Origin of the sequence: Rhizobium sp. CIAT894, from assembly GCF_000172795.2 — a bacterium.
Lineage (GTDB): Bacteria > Pseudomonadota > Alphaproteobacteria > Rhizobiales > Rhizobiaceae > Rhizobium.
The window spans coordinates 53,806-71,158 of the sequence record NZ_CP020949.1 but is presented as its reverse complement, the minus strand read 5'-3'; the positions used below and the strand labels follow the sequence as shown (position 1 = coordinate 71,158).

The following is a 17,353-nucleotide window of genomic DNA, read 5'->3' as shown; positions in this document are numbered from 1 at the left end:
GAAGCGTGAAATGCCGGAGAGGGGATCGCAGCCATCTAAGTCACGCACGCATAGCTGCACTGCACAAAAATCAGGTGCAGTGCGATGAAAATTCGGGCATACTGACTTCAGCTGATGCATATGGCGGCTTCCTCCCAGTTCCGCCGCAGCAGCTGTTCCCCTCTGGAGGTCCATGACCTTCACACTTTATGGGCCGCGGTTTTCCGTCGGCCCTTTTTTCTTGTTCCGAAACACGTCGCAACGGCGTTGCGGGCATTGGAGAAAAGCGGGGCCGAAGCCCCGCGGCTCGGCTACTCGAAGGCTGACATCTGGGCCGTCGCGGCTTGTCTGTCGACGGAGTTGGCGGGCTGTTCGACCGTGCGCTCGTAAGGCTTCCAGGTTTCGCCCGTGATGTCTTCGTAGGCAGAGACGGCGCCTTCGGCTGCCATGCGAAGCACGTGGGCCTGCAGGCCCATGTCGGCTGCGAACTCGCGCTTGCGCCGGGCGCGGCTGTCGAAACCGACAGGGCCGTCGAGGTCCTCGTCTCTGGTATCGTTGGAAAGCTTCGTGGTGAGGTCGCGGGCCTCGGTGACCGCGCGGCTGTAGAATTGCCCGGCGCCGTAGGCGGAACCGACGAAGGATCCGACGATGCGCTGCATGTGTATCTGCATGGCCTTTTCGGCGAGGCCGTCCTTCAGGGCATCGGCGCTTTCGATCAACTGGCCGCGGTGGAGATCGCGGATCCCGTCGCTGTCGATGAGGGCAAGGCCGAAGCTTTCGGAGATGCGCAGTGCCTGGGCTGTATCGGGGCAGGCGTGCCCGACCATTTCGAGTGAGGTGGCGCGCTGGGATTTTGCGGGGCGGCTTTTCTGGGTGGAGCGGTTGAGCGGTGCCATGATCGGATCCTTTTGAGCGATGTTTTAGCGAAGCCCGGGGTGCCGGTTGTCGTCCGGCTCAGCCCCTCGGGTGCGGGCAAAAGGACATGGGCGTCAGCGGCCCGGCCCAAGGTCAGGGCATTGCTAAGAGGAGCGGGGAAGGTTTGCGGATGGTGCTGCCCGCCGCAAGCGGGCTGCGCCAGACGCGGGCCTGCCCTGCGACGAGGCGATGATCCTGCCGCAACGCGGCGCGCCAGCGGCCTTTGACCGGGACGCGCCCATGTCAGACCGCAGCAAACCCGAGGTGCTGTGCCGGCCGACGATCTGGTTCACGACAGCATGATGCAATCGCCATGGGGATCCGACCTTGGCAACGCCGCGTCACCCACACAGGGCACTGACAAATCTCGGTCCCAGCACACTACAGTGCAAGCCGGCAGCCCCGTGCCCGCGTCCGCGCTTCGATCAAAGTGTCACTGCTCCCCCGACTTGGACGGGTTTTCCGCTCGCACCCGGCTCCGTTGATATGCGTGCTATGATCTGGGGCAGGCCATGCCGTGCCTTGCATTTCCAACGCGCCTTCGTACGCCTTGTCCGCTCCGCCCGCCGGGACCGGCAATCCTGCTGCCGTGCCCAGATCCTGCGATAAAACGCGATGACATCGATCACCGGATTTCGCTGACCGTCGATGTTGGTAGGAGATTCGGCTGTCATGGCCGCGCCGCCCAGGTCACGAAGCTGGACGGACCATCATATGGCTCGTGCTTGACTGGATCGATGACAAAGCCATAGCGGCCGATCACGTAGTCGGAGCCTGGAACCAGAAACCGCCGTCCACCCGTCTCGCCGCGGATCCCGCCCAGCGTCGCGATGCACTCGACAAAGCCGGGCTTGTGATCGGAATTGAGGGCTGCGATGACCACCCAGTCGTTGCGATGCCGCCTTTCCAATTCCTGTCGGGCTCGCGTATGAGACTGACTGCCATCCAGTGTGACGCCCATGACGCGCTCATAGGCATCAGGGAGATAGTCGCGAAGTGTGCGATCAGCCAGACCCCACTCATAGGCGGTGAACAGCTTCGGAAAGGTATGGGCAACCTTTGCCCGTTCACAATCCTCCTCATAAAATCCGCCGACATTCCGGAAGAGAGCGTGGACGGCCGGGTTGGCACTTTCGTCGAGATGAAACCCGCCGTGGCTGGCCGTCGAATGCAGAACGATGCCGTCGGCATATCGCCGCGAGACCTGCGCCGTACCCCATGGCGTCGATGCTCCTGCTCGTATCGTCGGCCGGTCCAATGCCCTTAGTTCAGCCTCATGAACCGCTTTTTCTGTGGCCGTGTCATAATGGATCTCCGCCATGACAAACTCCTTCTGATTGCTAGAAACAGAAACGCCGCCGGCATCAGCCAGCGGCGTCGGTTCAAATTCGTTTGCCTGGTGCTACTCGGCGGCCTCGCGGAAACCCTCGCCAGCCTCTTCCTCGGTGGCGAAATGCTCTACGAGGTCACCACCGAGAAGCTGATCTTTGAGCGGATCGGAATCGGCGTGGGCATCCCCCAATCCGCTGTCAGCGCTGACGTAGCGTCCAACCCACGACCGCACGTCATCAGTGGATGGAGCAAGCAGCGCCGCCGGATGCACCAGCTTTCCCTCGGCAAAATGCTCAACCAGAGCCGCACGGGTATCCTTCACCTTGATCCGGCCGGGCACGCCCGCCGTTTCTGCGGTCGCTTCCAGCGCGTTGCGCGACAGGCATGAGAGGAAGTCTTCCGTGGCCATATTGGGCAGGAAATGATCAGCGCCGATCGCATCGCCGGCAATACGGGCGATCAGGCCGCTATCGGAGCGATTGCGCCGGAGGGACAGGACTTCGATCAGCACCAAGCGCGCAGCCTGCACCAGCGTCTCGCGATCGAAGGACAGCTTGCCGTCCTCGCCGATCAGCCGGGCAACATGCGGACCGCATTTCGCATGACCGTAGGGATTGTCCGACGCACCGCTAGCGACCGTGACATTCGTGCCGGTGAAGGCCAGAATGAGCAGAGCCATCAGCGTATCGTCCTCGATCGGCGCACGGGCAAGCGCCTCGTGCAGAGCGTCGGTGCGAAGATCGCCGATCATGTCGAGACCCTTCTGGGTCACATCGGGACGCGATTTCGGCGCCTCGACTTCCTCGACGACAGTCTCGACGCCATCGGCATCCCTGACCAGCTTCGGCTTCTTCACTTCGGGCATGCGGTAGGCAACCGACTGGACCGACCCGTCGCGCGCATTGATGTACCAACCGGTCAGGTCGCCCTTTCCGGCCTTGCCGTAGACCTGTTGTGCCTTGGCCGGGAGCTTGGCCTGGCCGTATTCGTTGGCCTCTATAACCGAACCGCGCTTGGGCAGATTGTTGGCAAGCCACTCCTGCTGCGCCCCGAGAAACGCCTCGACATCAGTGGTATAGCGGCTGTCTTCATCGGCGGGTGCAAACAGGTCCTCGACCCAGGTAATGCCGTAAGCCTGTGCCAGTTCGTCGCCGAAGCTTGCGTGCTTGGCGAGCATTCGGGTCGTGGTCAGTGCGCGAGCCACCTCCCACCACGACACCTGCGGGTCCTGCTTCTTCGGCTTGTATTTCTTCCAGACCTCTGCCTGGTCGTCCTGACCGGCGGCGGCGATCGTGCGCAGCTGCTGTTCGTTCGGCATATCGCCGCGCGCCATCTGGTCGAGCATGGCGGGCAGGATGTTGGCGAGCAGCCGCAGCTTTCTGATCTGCCGACTCGGAAGTGCCAGCGCCATGGCGATCGACTCCTCGGTCCATCCGAGAGCCACCAGTCGTTCAATCGCGCGCCACTGGTCGACAGGGTTCAGCGGTTCGCGGGCGATGTTCTCCGCAAAGGACTGCATGGCGCCGAGATCGTCGGAGGGATCAGCTAGCAGCAGCGGGATTTCCAAGAGATCCGCTGCAATCGCCTGTGTCGCGCGGCGGTGACCGAAAACGATGATGTAGCTGTTGCCGCCATCCGGATCGAGTTTGACGATCGGTGGCTGCACGACGCCTATGGCCCGGATCGATGCGCAGAGCAGCGCGTCGGACTGTGGCGAGGATTTCGACTGACGGGACCGGTCGGGATTGTCTTTCAAGCTGCGCGGATCGGCTGTAATCAACTGCATGGGAATGACCTTTCGGTTTCGGGCGGACGGATTGTCCTTGCCTCCTCATCTTCTTCTCGAAGACATCTCCCGAACCGCAGGACGGGGCGGCGGCTGCAATTGCGCCGGAGCAGACCTGGCTTGCGCGCGAGCGGGGCACACCTGCCTTGCGAAGCAGGCTGGCCCGGTCTCGGCGACCGGCGCGATTGAGGGAACCGGCAGCCGTCGAACCGTCCTTGCGAACCGGTTTCCTTCACCTTGTTCCCCCCTCCCTCGTCGTCCTCCCTTCCATTTCCCAGCGATGTCACACGATTTTAAGCAATTGCTGCTGAACTCTGGCCATGACAAAGCCGCCGCGCCAGAAATCCCAGCCGCTTTTGCGGGAGACGGATCTTCCGATCCGCTCGCGACCGCTTAAAGCCCGCGATCCGGCGCAACCGCAGCTCCCGTTCGACCCGATGCCCGATCGCATCGAGCCGTGCCTGGCGCTGTTGAAAGCAAAGCCGCCGTCGGGACCGGACTGGATCTACGAGATCAAATGGGACGGCTATCGTGTTGCCGTTCACATCGAGCCGAACTCGGTGCGGATCATCACCCGTGGCGGCCACGACTGGACAGACCGGTTTCCGGCAATCGCAGCCGCTGCGCGCAAGCTCGGCGTCGGGACGGCCATCCTCGATGGGGAAGCCGTCGTCCTTGATGTCGAGGGCCGCTCGGACTTCGGGGCGCTGCAGCGTTCACTTGGCGGGCGCGGCGGCAGACGAGCGTCAGAGGATGCTATTCTTTACGCATTCGACCTGTTGTATTTCGATGGCCATGACCTGACGAAGATGGAGTTGTCCGGACGCCGTCACCTGCTGGAAGACCTGATCGGCGAAAGCGGAGGCGCGATCCGCGTTTCGCAGGAAGTAGAAGCCGATGGCGCGGCACTTCTGGCGGCCGCCTGCGAACACGGCTTGGAAGGCATCATCGCCAAGCACCGAGACAGTGCCTATCGATCAGGCCGGCTCGGCGACTGGCTGAAGGTCAAATGCATTCAGAGCGACAGCTTTGTGATTGTCGGATACGAGCCGTCCACCGCGGCGCGGGGCGGGATCGGCAGCCTCCTGCTCGCGGCCTATCAGGGCGGAGCGTTCGTCTATATCGGTTCGGTCGGAACTGGCTTCAAAGAGAGAGATGCACTCGAACTGCGCCGGATGCTGGACACGCTGAAGACCAGGCGCGCGCCGGTTGCGGTCGATAAAAAGGGGGTCGTCTTCGTTCAACCGACGTTGATTGCCGAGATCGAATATCGAGCCTGGACCGACGACGGCAAGTTGCGGCACGCCTCGTACAAGGGCCTGCGGGAGCTGCAGGACAACGCAGCGATCTACAAACTCGGCGTGTAGCTTCCGAAGGTGCCAAAACGAAAGGGCGCTCGACCCTTTCGGGGAGCGCCCTTCCAACCCGGACAGTTTCAAACGCGCGGCAATCGCCACTGCAGGAAACTATCGAAACGGGTGATGACCGATAGATGTGTATCGTCCGACCCTGTTTCAAGTGACGGTGGATAGGCCGCTGTTTACGCAGCTTCCTGGCGATCCTCCTCTGGTTCGTCCGCGGTTGCCGCCAGATCCCGTTCGATCTCGTCCAGTTGGCTCAGCTTGAGTTCGAGCTCCGCTTCGAATGAGAAGCTTTCACCCAGACGCGGCGTGTAGGAGGCGAGGCGACGTTTCGCATCGGCGAGGCGAATGCGATGGCTTTCTTGTTCCTGTTCAAAACCGCCAAGCGCGTGCTCGAGCCGGGAGATGGCACCGATGGGCGTCGTGGTGACGGCCAGGGCGATCTCGTAGTCACCACCTGTACGTTGAAGCAGCGTGTCGTAGCGATAACCGTCATGGCCGAACCGCTCGCCATGATAGGCGAGCTCGAAGCCGCCGATCGTGGCAATGATCATCTCCTTCTCCTGCTGTAGCTGAACCAGGGTCAGGATTTCCTTCATCAGCCCGCGTCCAGCAAGTTTGCGCTCGTCGAACTCCGCACTTCCGACCTGCATCACGAATGCATCGCCCGCGGTCGGGGCCAGACGGTCGATGTCCTTGCCCACGTCTCCAATGCGGCGGCTGGAAAACTCGATATCCCGTTCGGCATCGCGGATCTGGCGCCGGATCGCATGCTGATCGTCGATATGGGCGGCACGCAGTCGATCGAGACGGGCAATCTCGGCCTCCAGTCCCGCCTTCTGCATCAGCCGCTCGTCGCCGGACGCGATGGCCTTGGCCATGGCGAATTGGTTGGCCTGCCCCTCGCCCATGTCCTCCAGCCGGCGGACGCTAGTGTCGCCGGACAGTGCCGCCGCGATGAAGCGGGCCTTGCGCTCATTGTTCTGCCACATGGTGGCGTCGAGACTCCCGAGCGTCGCATAGGCGAACACATCGACTTCGTCATGCTGATTGCCCTGGCGAATAATGCGGCCTTCGCGCTGCTCGATCTGCGAGGGCAGCCAAGGCACGTCGAGATGGTGCAGCGCCCTCAGCCGGGCCTGTACATTGACGCCGGTCCCCATGGTTTCGGACGAGCCGATCAGCACGCGAACCTTGCCGGCATTGAAGTCGTTGAACAGCCGCTGCTTGGCGTCCGACTTCTTGTAGTCCTGCATGAAAGCGATTTCGGAAGCCGGCACGCCAAGGCGGACGAGCTCATCGCGGATCCATCGGTAGGCAGAAAAGCCGCGCGTGGCCTCGACATTGATCGTGCCGAGATCGGAGAAGATCAGTTGGCCGGCGCCCGGCCGGTCGAACGGCTTGCCGTCTTTGCGACGATACTCTGCCTCTCCCGTTTCCTGCCAGATCCGGTGGGTGTTCTGGACCAGAGCGTTCAGCTTGTTGACGGCCTCATTGCCCATTGCCTGATCGACGAGGCGCAGATCAATGGCAGCGTGCCGACCGTCGGTGATTACCGAGAGCAGGATGTCATCGCCGGGCTTGGCCGGGCCATCGCGCATCTCGATCGCCTTGATCCGCGCGTCCAGCTGTTTCTGGTAGGACTTGAAAGCGGCCGTCGGCTCGGCGGTGACGATCTGGCGCTTGCCGCCAGAGACATCGGGAACCTTTACATAGGTCCTGAGATCGACCGGCAGCACGACGTCGGCGAAGGAGCGGAACATGGCAATCAGTTCCGGCACATTGACGAACTGGCTGAAGCGCGTGACCGGCTTGTATTTACCCGAGGGCTGCAATTCGAGTTCCGTCGAGGTATCGCCGAAGGTCGAGGCCCAGGCGTCGAACTCGTGCAGACCACGTTCCGACAATGCAGCGGGATCCATCATCCGCTGCACCGAGAACATCTCGCCCAGCGTGTTGGTGATCGGCGTGCCCGACGCCAGCACCAGCGCCCTGCGCGGATTTTTCGACTCGATGAACCGGGATTTGACGAACAGGTCCCAGGTGCGCTGCGAACCGTTCGGATCGATACCGCGCAGGGTCGACATGTTGGTGGCGAACGACAGCTTGCGGAATTCCTGCGCCTCGTCGACGATGATCTGGTCGATCCCAAGCTCGGAGATCGTGAGCAGGTCATCCTTTCGCGTCGCCAGCGCTTCGAGCCGTTCCTTGTGACCTTCCTTCATGCGTTCGATGCGCTTGCGCGATAGCCGGTCGTCGCGTTCGACCTTGGTCAGCAGCTCTTCGTAGAGTTCAAGCTCATCCTGGATCATCTGTGCTTCAAAGGCCGATGGCACGGAGATGAACCGAAACGCCGAATGGGTGATGATGATGGCGTCCCAGTTGGCGGTGGCAGCCCGCGACAGGAAGCGATGGCGCTTCTCCCTGACGAAGTTCGTTTCGTCGGCGACGAGGATGCGGGCGTTCGGATAAAGAGCGAGAAACTCCCGTGCGGCCTGGGCCAGGCAATGGCCGGGCACGACAAGCATCGCCTTGGCGATCAGACCCAGCCGCCGCTGCTCCATGATCGCAGCCGCCATGGTCAGCGTCTTTCCAGCACCGACGGCGTGGGCAAGATAAGTGGCGCCGGCGGAGATAATCCTCCAGATGCCGCGTTTCTGATGCCCATAAAGAGAAAAGGCGCCTGAGGCGCCGGGAAGCTGGAGATGATCGCCGTTGAAGGCTCGAGGCACGATATTGTTGAAGGTGTCGTTATAGACCCGTGCCAGCCGGTCGGTGCGATCCGGATCGGACCAGATCCACGACTGAAAAGCCGTTTTGATCTTGGCGAGCTTTTCTTTGGCGGCTTCCGTCTCCACCGTGTTCAACACCCGACGCTCGGTCTCGCCGTCGCGGACGGTGTCAAAGATCTGCGGCACGGACGAATTGAGAGCGTCGGACAGAAGCTGGCCGGCATGGCGGCGATGGGTTCCCCATTCGGTGGTGCCTGCCGCAGACCATTCAAGCTGACGGGCATTGACCGTCCAGGTCGCCAGTTCCGGCAGATGGTGGATGGAGATGTCGGCGTCCATCGTCTGTTTGACGAAGGCGACAACGTCATCGACCGGGATCCACGGCGCGCCGAGGCGTGCGGTAATATCCGAGGGCCTGAGATCCGGTGGCTGCACCCGCTCAAGCGCTGCGACATTACCGGCGAAGGTGGGATCGAGGTCCGCGGCGGCGCGAGCAACAGTGAGCTTCGACCGGACCGCACCGGACAGATAGGCATTGGCCGTCTGCCAGGAGCCGTCGGATGGATCGCGGAAGATCGCCTCGCCTAACTCGCCGAGGACGTCCTCAACGTCGCGATGCAGTAGCTCGGCAATGTGATCGGGATCGACATGTCCGCGTTCGTTCAGAACGACAGCGAGCGCATCTGATGCCGAGGTGATCACTGGTGCCGGGGGTGGAGCGATCACCCGTTCTGTAAAGATCGGCCCGGGCTTGGCGGCGTTGGTCTCCAGATCATAGTCCTCGATCGAGGCGACCAGCCAGCAATCGGGATCGTCGAGGAACGGCGCGAGGTTCGGCCGGCGGTGGACCTCCCTGACCTCCCCCGTCTCCTGATCCTCCGATGTCGAGACAGAGGTGAAGTTGATCGGACCGAACTCGCGCACGAAACTGGACCAGGCGATGCGCAGCGCGACCTGCGCCTTTTGCCAGGGCTGGTCGCGCTCCTGAAACTTGAGGATCAGCCGGACCGCGTCGCGGATCGGGATCAGCTTCCGGATGATCAGGGCGTGCTTGGCGAAGATGCCGTCGGTCCTGCGGCCCTTCCTGACTTCGACCGGGACAGCGATCCCGTCCACCACCTGCATCAGCGCCGTGGCCTTGCCGATGAAATAGCTGCCCTCGCGCACCCTGGGATCGTCGGACCGCTCCGCAGAAGCTCCCGCCACCTCATCTTCGAGTTCGAAATCGATCGCCGTCACATCGCCATCGTAGATGTCAGCTGGTAACTGAGTGATTGCGGAGTTCAGAACTTCATCAAGATCGTCACAGGTGGGTAGGCAGGCATAAGTCTCCCCGAAAGGTCCCGAAGTGATCGCATGGCGTCCGAGCACCATCTCCGGACGATCGACGAACCACCTGTTGATACGGACGCTACCGCCCTCGCCCTCCAACCCAACATCCCCGAGATCCAGCCAGCTGTCGTTACCAGCCGTCTCATCCGCTCGACGCTTCTGGAAGAAGAGGATATCGATGACGACATCCGTGCCGGCGTCCGCCCGAAAACTGCCCTCGGGCAAGCGGATTGCACCGATGAGATCGGCCATGCCAGCGATGTATTCGCGGGCGCGGGCATCGACCTTGTCCATGGTGCCGGACGACGTGACGAAGGCTGCAAGACCGCCCGGCTTCAGCCGATCGATGGACTTGGCGATGAAATAGTCATGCAACCGAAAACCGATAGAGCGGAAAGCCGGATCGCTCCGCACTGTCCGATCCGAAAACGGCGGGTTGCCGATCGCCAGATCGAATTGGGCGGGCAAGTCCGTGCGCGAAAAATCACCGGTGATGATTTTCGCACGCGGCTGCAGCAGCCGGACGATGCGGGCGGTCACCGGATCGAGCTCGACACCGGTGACATGGCTTACCGTCGAGAGCGCCTCCGGCATCAGCGCTGGAAACATGCCCGTGCCGATCCCCGGCTCCAGGATCAGGCCGCCCTTGAACCCCATGCGGACCAAGCCTGCCCAGATGGCACGAACGATAAACTCAGGCGTGAAGTGGGCATATTGGGTGCAGCGCGCCAGAGATGCGTAGTCCCCTGCCGCCACGGCGCGTTCAAGATTGCCACCGAGTTCTTCCCAACCCTTGCGAAACGCATCGTCGCCCGGACGTCGGAATATGCCGTTGGCGAGATCCGATGCACCGAAGCCGGTGAACTTGATCAACCTTGCCTGCTGGTCAGGTCGGGCCGGTAATCCTTGACGCTCGAGCTCGTTGGCCAGCACGATGGCGGAGATGTTGTCATGCGCCCGGTCGCGCCAGGTTTTGCCGAGACCGCGAGAACTCTGCAGGCTGAAATTGACCTTCGTCCGTATCTGCGGTGTGGGCTTCGGTTCTTTGCGGACCGCCGCGGCTGGCGCCGGTGTCGAGGGCTGGGGGTCGATATCGATATCGGTTCCGAAATCTGCTGCGAAACCCGGCACACCGAGATCGAAACCGGATGCGGGAGCTGTAGTGCCGAACAGGTCGATGGTGAAAGGATCGTCATGCGCCATTGGAAAACTCCTGTGAGGTGGCGCGCCGAGACACACTCGCTGTGGTGCGGGTGTTGCCAGGGCGCAAATATTGAGGTTTGGAAGTGAAGGCTGCCGTCAGGCAGCGATAGTTTCGGGCAGTAGGCGGAACTGCACCGGCAGCTTGGCGGCGATCTCCTCGTCGGTCAGATCATCAAGCAGCTTCCAGATCTTGCCTTGTGCCGAGGGATAGACGAGCACGATTTGGCGATTGCGCAGGTCGGCCGGAAAGCGACCGTCGGCATAGCCACGAAAATCCGGACCGGTCGCGCTCCAGATATGATCGAGCTTTTCCTGTCGGTTCATCGCGCGGACCGGACGGGATTCGCGGGTGATGATTTCGGCGCGCATCCGGTCAGGTGACTGGCGGTCGCCCAGGTCGCAATATCCGTGAAACCAGCGGGAGCCATCATCGATCGTCAGCGCGAAAAAGACACTGGTGACGCTTGCGGCCAGAAACTCCCGCATGGCGAACATGTCCCCGCGATAAAAAAGCGGTGGCAGGATCTCGAACATATGATCGTGGTCTGCTTTTGTGATTTCGAACCATTCGCCGACATAGCGCCTGCCGGAAATACGGTCATCGTCGAATGGCGATTGGCTATGGCGATTGAACAGGGCGTACATTTCGTGGCGGGTGGCCACACCTTCGAACACCTTACGGATAGCGGGGGAAACAAACATCTGCGGCTCCTTGGGGTTGCGACTGAAGCGAAGCCTGATCGACCTCTCCTTTCAGTCCTTTTGGTCACCCCTCCTCAGCCGGCGCTTCGCGGGCAGCGGGTCAAGGGCCGCCATCAGGCGGGCGGCAGCTTCACCCTTGATGCGCTGGCCGCGTATGCGGCAGCTCTCCTCTCTCCCTCCTCTCCTTCAATTCCTCATTCCAATCCTCAGCTTCCGGCCTCAGCCGCGAGAAATCGCAACCGGCGCTGTCCGCCATCTGGCGCAGGCGATCGGCGAAAACCTCACCCTGAACGTTGTTGTCGGTCGCGGCCACCAGCCACGCGCCTTCCCCGGAAGCCAGGGTCTCCAACGCCTGAGCGGTCTGCGGCGACCAGCCGCCACCGGTGCTGACATAGAGCGTGTCGGATCGTGTCTGCTCGATCGCGGCCAGGCTGAGTGCATCGATTGCCGCCTCTGTGACGCAGATCCGACGAGCGCCATCCATTCCAAACTGGAAGAGCGCCTTGGCACCACCGGTGGAAAACCCGCGCCAGTCCGGTCCGCGCTCCTCCCAACCGATGACAACGCCAGCCTCATCGACATGCTTTGCCCACATCGAGCCATATGGGCCTTCTCGAAGAACGTCCGCCTCGATCGCCGCATAGATGACCTGCCATGGCAGCGCCCGTTTCTGTCGAAGATAGCTCCACGTCGCCGATGCGCGCCACGGCCGCTTTCTATGGTTCCAGCGTTCAGCGATCGAAGCCACCGCCTGCTTTTGATGGCGAGGCTTCTCCCAGATCGGCGCGGTCGGCTGAAACGCGATGAGATCGCCAATTACCGTCAGGGCTTCCGTAAATCCAATACCACGCAGGTAGCTTACGAGCGCGAACACATCGCCCTTGGCATCCGAACGGGCGTCGAACCAGCCCCTGCCGGCGTGGATGACGATGATGATGTCGTCGTCGCGCCGGAATTTGATTGCCCGGCGCGTGCTCTCTTTCCTATCTATCGCGAAGCCCTCTTGCTCGAGGACGGCTGCGCAGCCCACCCGGGTACGCAGCTCTTCGATGTCATTCTTTTCCATAATCACCTCCTTTAGCTTTCCTGATTTTTCGGACTGGCAGCGCCCAGGCCGTGAAGATGGAAGCGCGCAAGGGCGCGGTTCACAATCTGCAGATCTGCGAGACAAGCTCGCGGCGAAGCCTCCCTTGCGCGCGCATCAGCGCAAGCGGCACGCGCTCCCCCGAAGGGCTGATCGGCTCAATGAGCCGATCCGTAGGCAAAGGGGTCATAGATATTGATGATGGCGTCTTCATCGCCGTCATACTCGTCGGAAACCATGATGCCGATCTCGCCATCGATTTCGAAGAGGGTGACCGGCACCATCAGGGTCCGGGCGAGATCGAATGCGTGGTTTTGTGCGAGTCTGAGATTCGACATGTGAGGCTCCATCCGTTGGCGGGGCCGATCCCCGCTCGATGGCGCCCGTTTGGTCCAGGCCCGGCCGCGGTCACCTCTGCGGCGCAGCCGGAGAGGTCGCAGCTTGCTGGCGAACCCCTCGTGGGTTGACCGTCCAAGGACGGGACTGGATTAGGGATGCCGGACAAGAGAGCGGGATCGGAAATGCCAATGGTTTGGAACTTTCGTTGATCCGGTCCGAATTGCAGGCGAACCATCCGATCATTCGATCCGTCGGCGGTTAAAAAGCCCGGATAGCATTGGGTGAATTCTGCCTTTCGTATGGCAGCGGGATTGCCAAAGTCGCTTCTGATGCGCTCCGAACGCCCTCGCCGAGACGGTCATCCGGGATGAAAGCCCGCACGGTAAAGACTTGGTGGCAGCAAGACTTAGCTCAGCCACCTGCCCTACCCAATGGGTGATGCCAGGAATTAAACTTTGGTAGCGTGACAATCCAGAAGTGCTGGAAATGAAGCATTTTAGTTGTTCGGCCTCCATCGACGCCAACGAGACGCCTAGTTGTTTGAACGGCTGCCAGCCGCCTGTAACGGTTGCACGGTAGCCCCCATGCGGTCGCGTCATTGACATTGAGGATGATGGCTGTCATCTTGACGTTTAGGATGATGAACGTCATCCTCTTTGTTATAGACCAAACGGCCCGCGCACACGTCCTGTGCCTAGTGCCCTAAGCGAAGGAATCTTTCGGATGAGTGCTCCACTAACCCAGTTCACGATCACCGAGGCTGCGCCGGGATATTGGCGGGTGACCTTCAACAATCCGCCGCTGAACTTTTGCGATCAAGAGACCCTCATCGAGCTGCAGCGGATCGTCGGTCTCATCGAGGCCGATGACACGTTGCGGGTGGTCGTGTTCGATAGTGCTGACCCGGATTTCTTCGTCAATCACTACGACGTCTCCCGATTCGCCGATTTTCCCCTGACGCCTGGGCCGACTGGTCTGCCGACGTTCATCGATGCCACGACGCGGTTGACCAGTTCCCCGGTCGTGACGATCGCATCGATTAGGGGTCGCACTCGCGGTGGCGGGTCTGAGATTGCGCTGGCATGTGACATGCGTTTTGCCAGCCTGGAGCGAGCGATCTTCGCTCAGATCGAAGTCGGGGCGGGCGTCTTCCCAGGCGGTGGCGCAACAGAACGCCTACCACTCCTCGTCGGACGGGCCAGGGCGCTTGAAATCGTGCTCGGCAGCGACGATTTCGACGCTGCAACAGCAGCGAACTACGGATGGGTGAATCGCGCACTCCCGGATGATGAACTCGACGCCCACGTCGACAACCTCGCCCGTCGCATCGCGTCGTTCGACAAGCCTGCGCTCGCCGAGGCGAAGCGGCTGATCAACCGTAGAACCCTGCCGTCCGCTGAGGACCTAATGCAGACACAGGAAGCTTTCCTCAACGCGTTCTCTTGGCCGACGGTCCCTGAGCGGGGAGCCCGAATCGCGCAAAAGCGCGACGAAGTGGGTCCTGACTTCGAGGCACGCATGAGTTATCACCTCGGCAATCTCGGCACCGAAACCCAATGACACCAAGATCGCCCCCCTGGAGGGGGCGAAACCTTGGCGTCCATTCGTCTGAAAATGATGGTTACCAAACTCGTTAGGATATACTGGTGTCGCATTGAGGCGGGAGGTTTATTCATGGGTAGTTCGAAAGCTGACAAGGCGGCAAGCCACAATCGAATTATCGATATCGCCGCGACTCAAATGCGCCGCAGTGGCATTTACGGTGTCGGAGTGGCGGAGCTGATGCGGGAAGCCGGCCTGACGCACGGCGGCTTCTACCGTCATTTCGAATCCCGGGATGAACTGGTCGGCGCCGCGGTGGAACGCGCCTTGGCTCAGGGAAGTGCGCGGACTTTGGCTGCGTCCGGCAAAGGTGGCAGACGGGCGCTCGAAGCGATCGTCGACGACTACCTCAGTCCAGCCCACCGCGCCCACCCTGAGGCCGGATGCGCAGTGGCCGGTTTGGCTGAGGACATTTCGCGCGCGGATGATCGAACCCGCTCGGCCTACGGACGCCAGGTCGAGCAGTATCTCGAGCTTCTGGCCGGATTGACGCCGGGTACGGACGCCGCTGGTGATCGACGTCGGGCCTGCTTGGTACTCAGCGCACTGGTTGGTGCCCTTGCCATGGCACGAGCAATCGGCGAAGGGGGACTATCCGACGAAATTCTCTCCGACACCGCGACGGCACTCAAGGAGCTTTAGGGCTTTGCAACGCTGCAAGTGGATTCATCGGCTTGACAAATTTTTGCGAACTTTCCTCCACGATCTGAAGCCTGCACTCGAACTAGCCGTCGGCGCCAACGATAAGCCAACCGGAATCGGATTGCTCGACGTGCGTCACAACGACAGGGGACTTTTGACCAAATCCCTCACGACGACGGCGCTCGGCGGAGTCACAGTGCACCCCCTTCAACCAGGCTCAGATAACAAGATCCCACGCTCCGAGCATCACTTGAACCCAATACCAAGCGTGCTCAAAAATTCGAGCATGATGTCATTGACGGCACGCTGGCGCAAAATCCGGGCTTCTCTGATTTCCGTGTCGTCTGCAGCACCTTCAATTTCGAACTGCGCCACGGCGACGTTGCCTTCGCGCAGGTAGCCTTCGTCTGGCTCTGGATCACAAAATCGGGTGAGCAATAGCGTCAGGGCACGTTCGATGACCTCCCGATCGTTGCCTTTCAGAGCCTCTTGGAATTTGGCGATTGCACCGGCGAGCCCGCCTTCTCCGTGTTCGAGGCAGTAGACGAGATCGTGCGCATCTTTGCGCTCACGCCGGTGATCAAAGGCAAACGCCTTCAGGCATGTGAATGCCACGATATCGGCATAGGGGATGGATTCTGTCGAGCGGCCTTTTTCACCCAACAGGTCGGCGGTGACTTCCATCCGGTCGTGGTGTCCGAACACGAGCGACGCGTGAGGGATATTCACGGCAGAAACATTTCCCTCCGTCGGCAGTTCCTGCAACGCGCCACCCCGGAGCTTCGGATCGTCTGCCAAGAACTCCAGAATGACGAGAATACCGTGCTCGGTCATAGTCTGCCAACGCCAGTTGACCTTATTGCCCTTGTCATTTTGCGCTCGCTCGAAGCCCATTTTTTTGAGGTTCTGCTCGAGCGTCCGGTATGCCTCTGTGTCGGCAAGGATCGACAGATCGACAACGACATCTATATCGCCGGTTCCCGCATGAGGCGGGACGTCAGGCGGCCGCTTGGTGACAATGTAGCGCGGTGCCAGCCCACCGACCAGAAAGACGGAGTCCCGCCAAGGGCCGAGACCGCTGAAGAGCGTAACCAGGACGCGCTCGCAGTCGCGGGTAACATCGGCACTGTATTCAGTCAGTATTTGAGGCTTTGTCATTCGGGTACCGCGAGCTTTGTCAGCCGAAGATGTTCGGCCAGCTCCTTTGAGCGACCGCTGCCGAGCTGCAGGAGGTCGAGATAGGTTTGAAGTGGATCCGTGACCCAGACATGACCAACCCGTTGGCGAAACATAAAGTCGTGGCGTGGATTAGAGTCTATAACTCCCAGATTCCAGCCGTCTTTGACAGCCTTTGCTCCCAGTTTTCGAAGAAGGCTTTCGCCGCCGTGATCGATGCGGCAATGGAGCTGGGATATTTTCGAGAGGTGCGGTGCATGGATCTGCCCCGCCATGAGCCCGGAAATTTCGTAGCGAATTCCCGTCTCATCGCAGGTGCGGTCAATCTCATGGATTGCCTCATCGATATTGGCCATCCGCATATAGAACGAGCGGAGCGGCTTTGGCTTAAGCGAAGCGACATAGGAAGACCACTCGTCAAGCAGCGCGCGGGGACTGGAGAGTATCCTTTGCTTCGATGGACCGGCACCCTTGGAGTTCACCCATTCGCGGCGCTCCAGTTCTATAAGAACCTGGGATGCAGTTGTCGGAGATACGGATGCCCGCTCGGCCAGTTCATGCACACCGAACCATTGGTCCTTAAATGTCCAGACGGCATGGAGGGCCTGTGCGCGACTTCCAACGAACAGATTGCTGAGCGATCGGGCCTGCTGCTTCGAGGCTGGCTTTTCGACGAGAACAAAGAGATTGTCGGCCGAAAGATAGAGACTGCCGCTACGATCGAAATAACCGATCTTCTCCTCGCGCAGGAGTGCACGTGCACCTGGCGAAATGGTATCGGCCATTAATAGGGGGAGAACTCTGGAATTGCCGGGCGGCATGGCGGCGATGTATTTTTTCAGCTGCCAAATTGCTTCCCTGACGTCTCTTGGGAAAGCTGATCTTTTGACCTCGACAACAAGTTTGAGAGGCGCATCAGAAAATCGTGCATCTATAAGGAAATCTGCGTGAGAGTTTCCCATCTGCGACTCAAACCTCGGCTCGGACGTGATTTCCCCGCCTGCCTCCGTGAGGCTGGCCGTCAATTCACCCAACATATCGATAGCTATGAAATCTTCCACGATATTCCCTGCGCAGCAAATATAGCCTCTATGCCGCATATCGGCAAAAATGTCTATATGTACTGCGCAGCAAACAAAAGCAAACTGCTGTTCTAGCTTGCCTCATG

The 17,353-nt window shown here is 60.7% G+C and carries 12 protein-coding genes; 3 read left to right on the top strand and 9 right to left on the bottom strand.

The features are described 5' to 3' along the window. Positions 1–290: 290 nt before the first annotated feature. The 3 genes from RHEC894_RS23020 to RHEC894_RS23010 form a co-directional block, all read right to left on the bottom strand. A complete protein-coding gene (locus tag RHEC894_RS23020) occupies positions 291–875 on the bottom strand; it encodes a hypothetical protein (RefSeq protein ID WP_085739338.1) in 585 nt (194 codons plus the stop codon). A 689-nt stretch (positions 876–1,564) separates the two neighbouring features. Then, positions 1,565–2,215 carry a hypothetical protein gene (locus RHEC894_RS23015; RefSeq protein WP_085739337.1) on the bottom strand — a complete coding sequence of 217 codons (651 nt, stop codon included), beginning with the start codon at positions 2,213–2,215 and terminating at the stop codon, positions 1,565–1,567. A gap of 81 nt (positions 2,216–2,296) precedes the next feature. Further along, positions 2,297–4,012, bottom strand: coding sequence for a ParB/RepB/Spo0J family partition protein (locus tag RHEC894_RS23010; protein ID WP_085739336.1), 1,716 nt, complete (start codon positions 4,010–4,012; stop codon positions 2,297–2,299). Positions 4,013–4,332: 320 nt separating this feature from the next. Between RHEC894_RS23010 and ligD the strand changes: the two genes are divergently transcribed. Next, positions 4,333–5,379: a non-homologous end-joining DNA ligase gene (ligD, locus tag RHEC894_RS23005; protein ID WP_085739335.1), complete on the top strand. Its 1,047-nt coding sequence runs from the start codon at positions 4,333–4,335 to the stop codon at positions 5,377–5,379. Between the two features lie 173 nt (positions 5,380–5,552). Here ligD and RHEC894_RS23000 read toward each other — a convergent pair whose 3' ends face one another. The 4 genes from RHEC894_RS23000 to RHEC894_RS22985 all read right to left on the bottom strand — a co-directional run bounded on the left by RHEC894_RS23000 (position 5,553) and on the right by RHEC894_RS22985 (position 12,764). Next, complete coding sequence (locus tag RHEC894_RS23000) at positions 5,553–10,640, bottom strand: helicase-related protein (RefSeq protein WP_085739334.1); 5,088 nt, start codon at positions 10,638–10,640, stop codon at positions 5,553–5,555. 96 nt (positions 10,641–10,736) lie between these two features. After that, on the bottom strand, positions 10,737–11,342 hold the full coding sequence (locus RHEC894_RS22995; protein ID WP_085739333.1) for a DUF1419 domain-containing protein: 606 nt from the start codon (positions 11,340–11,342) through the stop codon (positions 10,737–10,739). A gap of 130 nt (positions 11,343–11,472) precedes the next feature. Next, positions 11,473–12,408 (bottom strand): DUF3991 and toprim domain-containing protein, encoded by a 936-nt coding sequence (locus RHEC894_RS22990; RefSeq protein WP_085739331.1) that lies wholly within the window; start codon positions 12,406–12,408, stop codon positions 11,473–11,475. A gap of 176 nt (positions 12,409–12,584) precedes the next feature. After that, positions 12,585–12,764 carry a hypothetical protein gene (locus RHEC894_RS22985; protein ID WP_085739330.1) on the bottom strand — a complete coding sequence of 60 codons (180 nt, stop codon included), beginning with the start codon at positions 12,762–12,764 and terminating at the stop codon, positions 12,585–12,587. Between the two features lie 724 nt (positions 12,765–13,488). Between RHEC894_RS22985 and RHEC894_RS22980 the strand changes: the two genes are divergently transcribed. Further along, positions 13,489–14,325: an enoyl-CoA hydratase/isomerase family protein gene (locus tag RHEC894_RS22980; protein ID WP_085739328.1), complete on the top strand. Its 837-nt coding sequence runs from the start codon at positions 13,489–13,491 to the stop codon at positions 14,323–14,325. Positions 14,326–14,439: 114 nt separating this feature from the next. Continuing rightward, positions 14,440–15,009: a TetR/AcrR family transcriptional regulator gene (locus RHEC894_RS22975; protein WP_085739495.1), complete on the top strand. Its 570-nt coding sequence runs from the start codon at positions 14,440–14,442 to the stop codon at positions 15,007–15,009. Between the two features lie 246 nt (positions 15,010–15,255). On the opposite strand, the gene RHEC894_RS22970 is transcribed toward RHEC894_RS22975, so the two are convergent. Together RHEC894_RS22970 and RHEC894_RS22965 are read right to left on the bottom strand one after the other, a co-directional pair. Continuing rightward, positions 15,256–16,167: a GSU2403 family nucleotidyltransferase fold protein gene (locus tag RHEC894_RS22970; RefSeq protein ID WP_085739327.1), complete on the bottom strand. Its 912-nt coding sequence runs from the start codon at positions 16,165–16,167 to the stop codon at positions 15,256–15,258. Next, positions 16,164–17,246 carry a type IV toxin-antitoxin system AbiEi family antitoxin gene (locus RHEC894_RS22965; RefSeq protein ID WP_085739326.1) on the bottom strand — a complete coding sequence of 361 codons (1,083 nt, stop codon included), beginning with the start codon at positions 17,244–17,246 and terminating at the stop codon, positions 16,164–16,166. Before RHEC894_RS22965 ends, RHEC894_RS22970 begins: the two co-directional genes overlap by 4 nt. Between the last annotated feature and the right edge of the window lie 107 nt (positions 17,247–17,353).

What these genes read in the sequence shown, in the direction of transcription:
- RHEC894_RS22980 (WP_085739328.1), top strand. Translation starts at nt 13,489, where the DNA reads ATGAGTGCTCCACTAACCCAGTTCACGATCACCGAGGCTGCGCCGGGA.
- RHEC894_RS22975 (WP_085739495.1), top strand. Translation starts at nt 14,440, where the DNA reads ATGGGTAGTTCGAAAGCTGACAAGGCGGCAAGCCACAATCGAATTATC.
- RHEC894_RS22970 (WP_085739327.1), bottom strand. Translation starts at nt 16,167, where the DNA reads ATGACAAAGCCTCAAATACTGACTGAATACAGTGCCGATGTTACCCGC.
- RHEC894_RS22985 (WP_085739330.1), bottom strand. Translation starts at nt 12,764, where the DNA reads ATGTCGAATCTCAGACTCGCACAAAACCACGCATTCGATCTCGCCCGG.
- ligD (WP_085739335.1), top strand. Translation starts at nt 4,333, where the DNA reads ATGACAAAGCCGCCGCGCCAGAAATCCCAGCCGCTTTTGCGGGAGACG.
- RHEC894_RS23020 (WP_085739338.1), bottom strand. Translation starts at nt 875, where the DNA reads ATGGCACCGCTCAACCGCTCCACCCAGAAAAGCCGCCCCGCAAAATCC.
- RHEC894_RS22995 (WP_085739333.1), bottom strand. Translation starts at nt 11,342, where the DNA reads ATGTTTGTTTCCCCCGCTATCCGTAAGGTGTTCGAAGGTGTGGCCACC.
- RHEC894_RS23010 (WP_085739336.1), bottom strand. Translation starts at nt 4,012, where the DNA reads ATGCAGTTGATTACAGCCGATCCGCGCAGCTTGAAAGACAATCCCGAC.
- RHEC894_RS23015 (WP_085739337.1), bottom strand. Translation starts at nt 2,215, where the DNA reads ATGGCGGAGATCCATTATGACACGGCCACAGAAAAAGCGGTTCATGAG.
- RHEC894_RS23000 (WP_085739334.1), bottom strand. Translation starts at nt 10,640, where the DNA reads ATGGCGCATGACGATCCTTTCACCATCGACCTGTTCGGCACTACAGCT.
- RHEC894_RS22990 (WP_085739331.1), bottom strand. Translation starts at nt 12,408, where the DNA reads ATGGAAAAGAATGACATCGAAGAGCTGCGTACCCGGGTGGGCTGCGCA.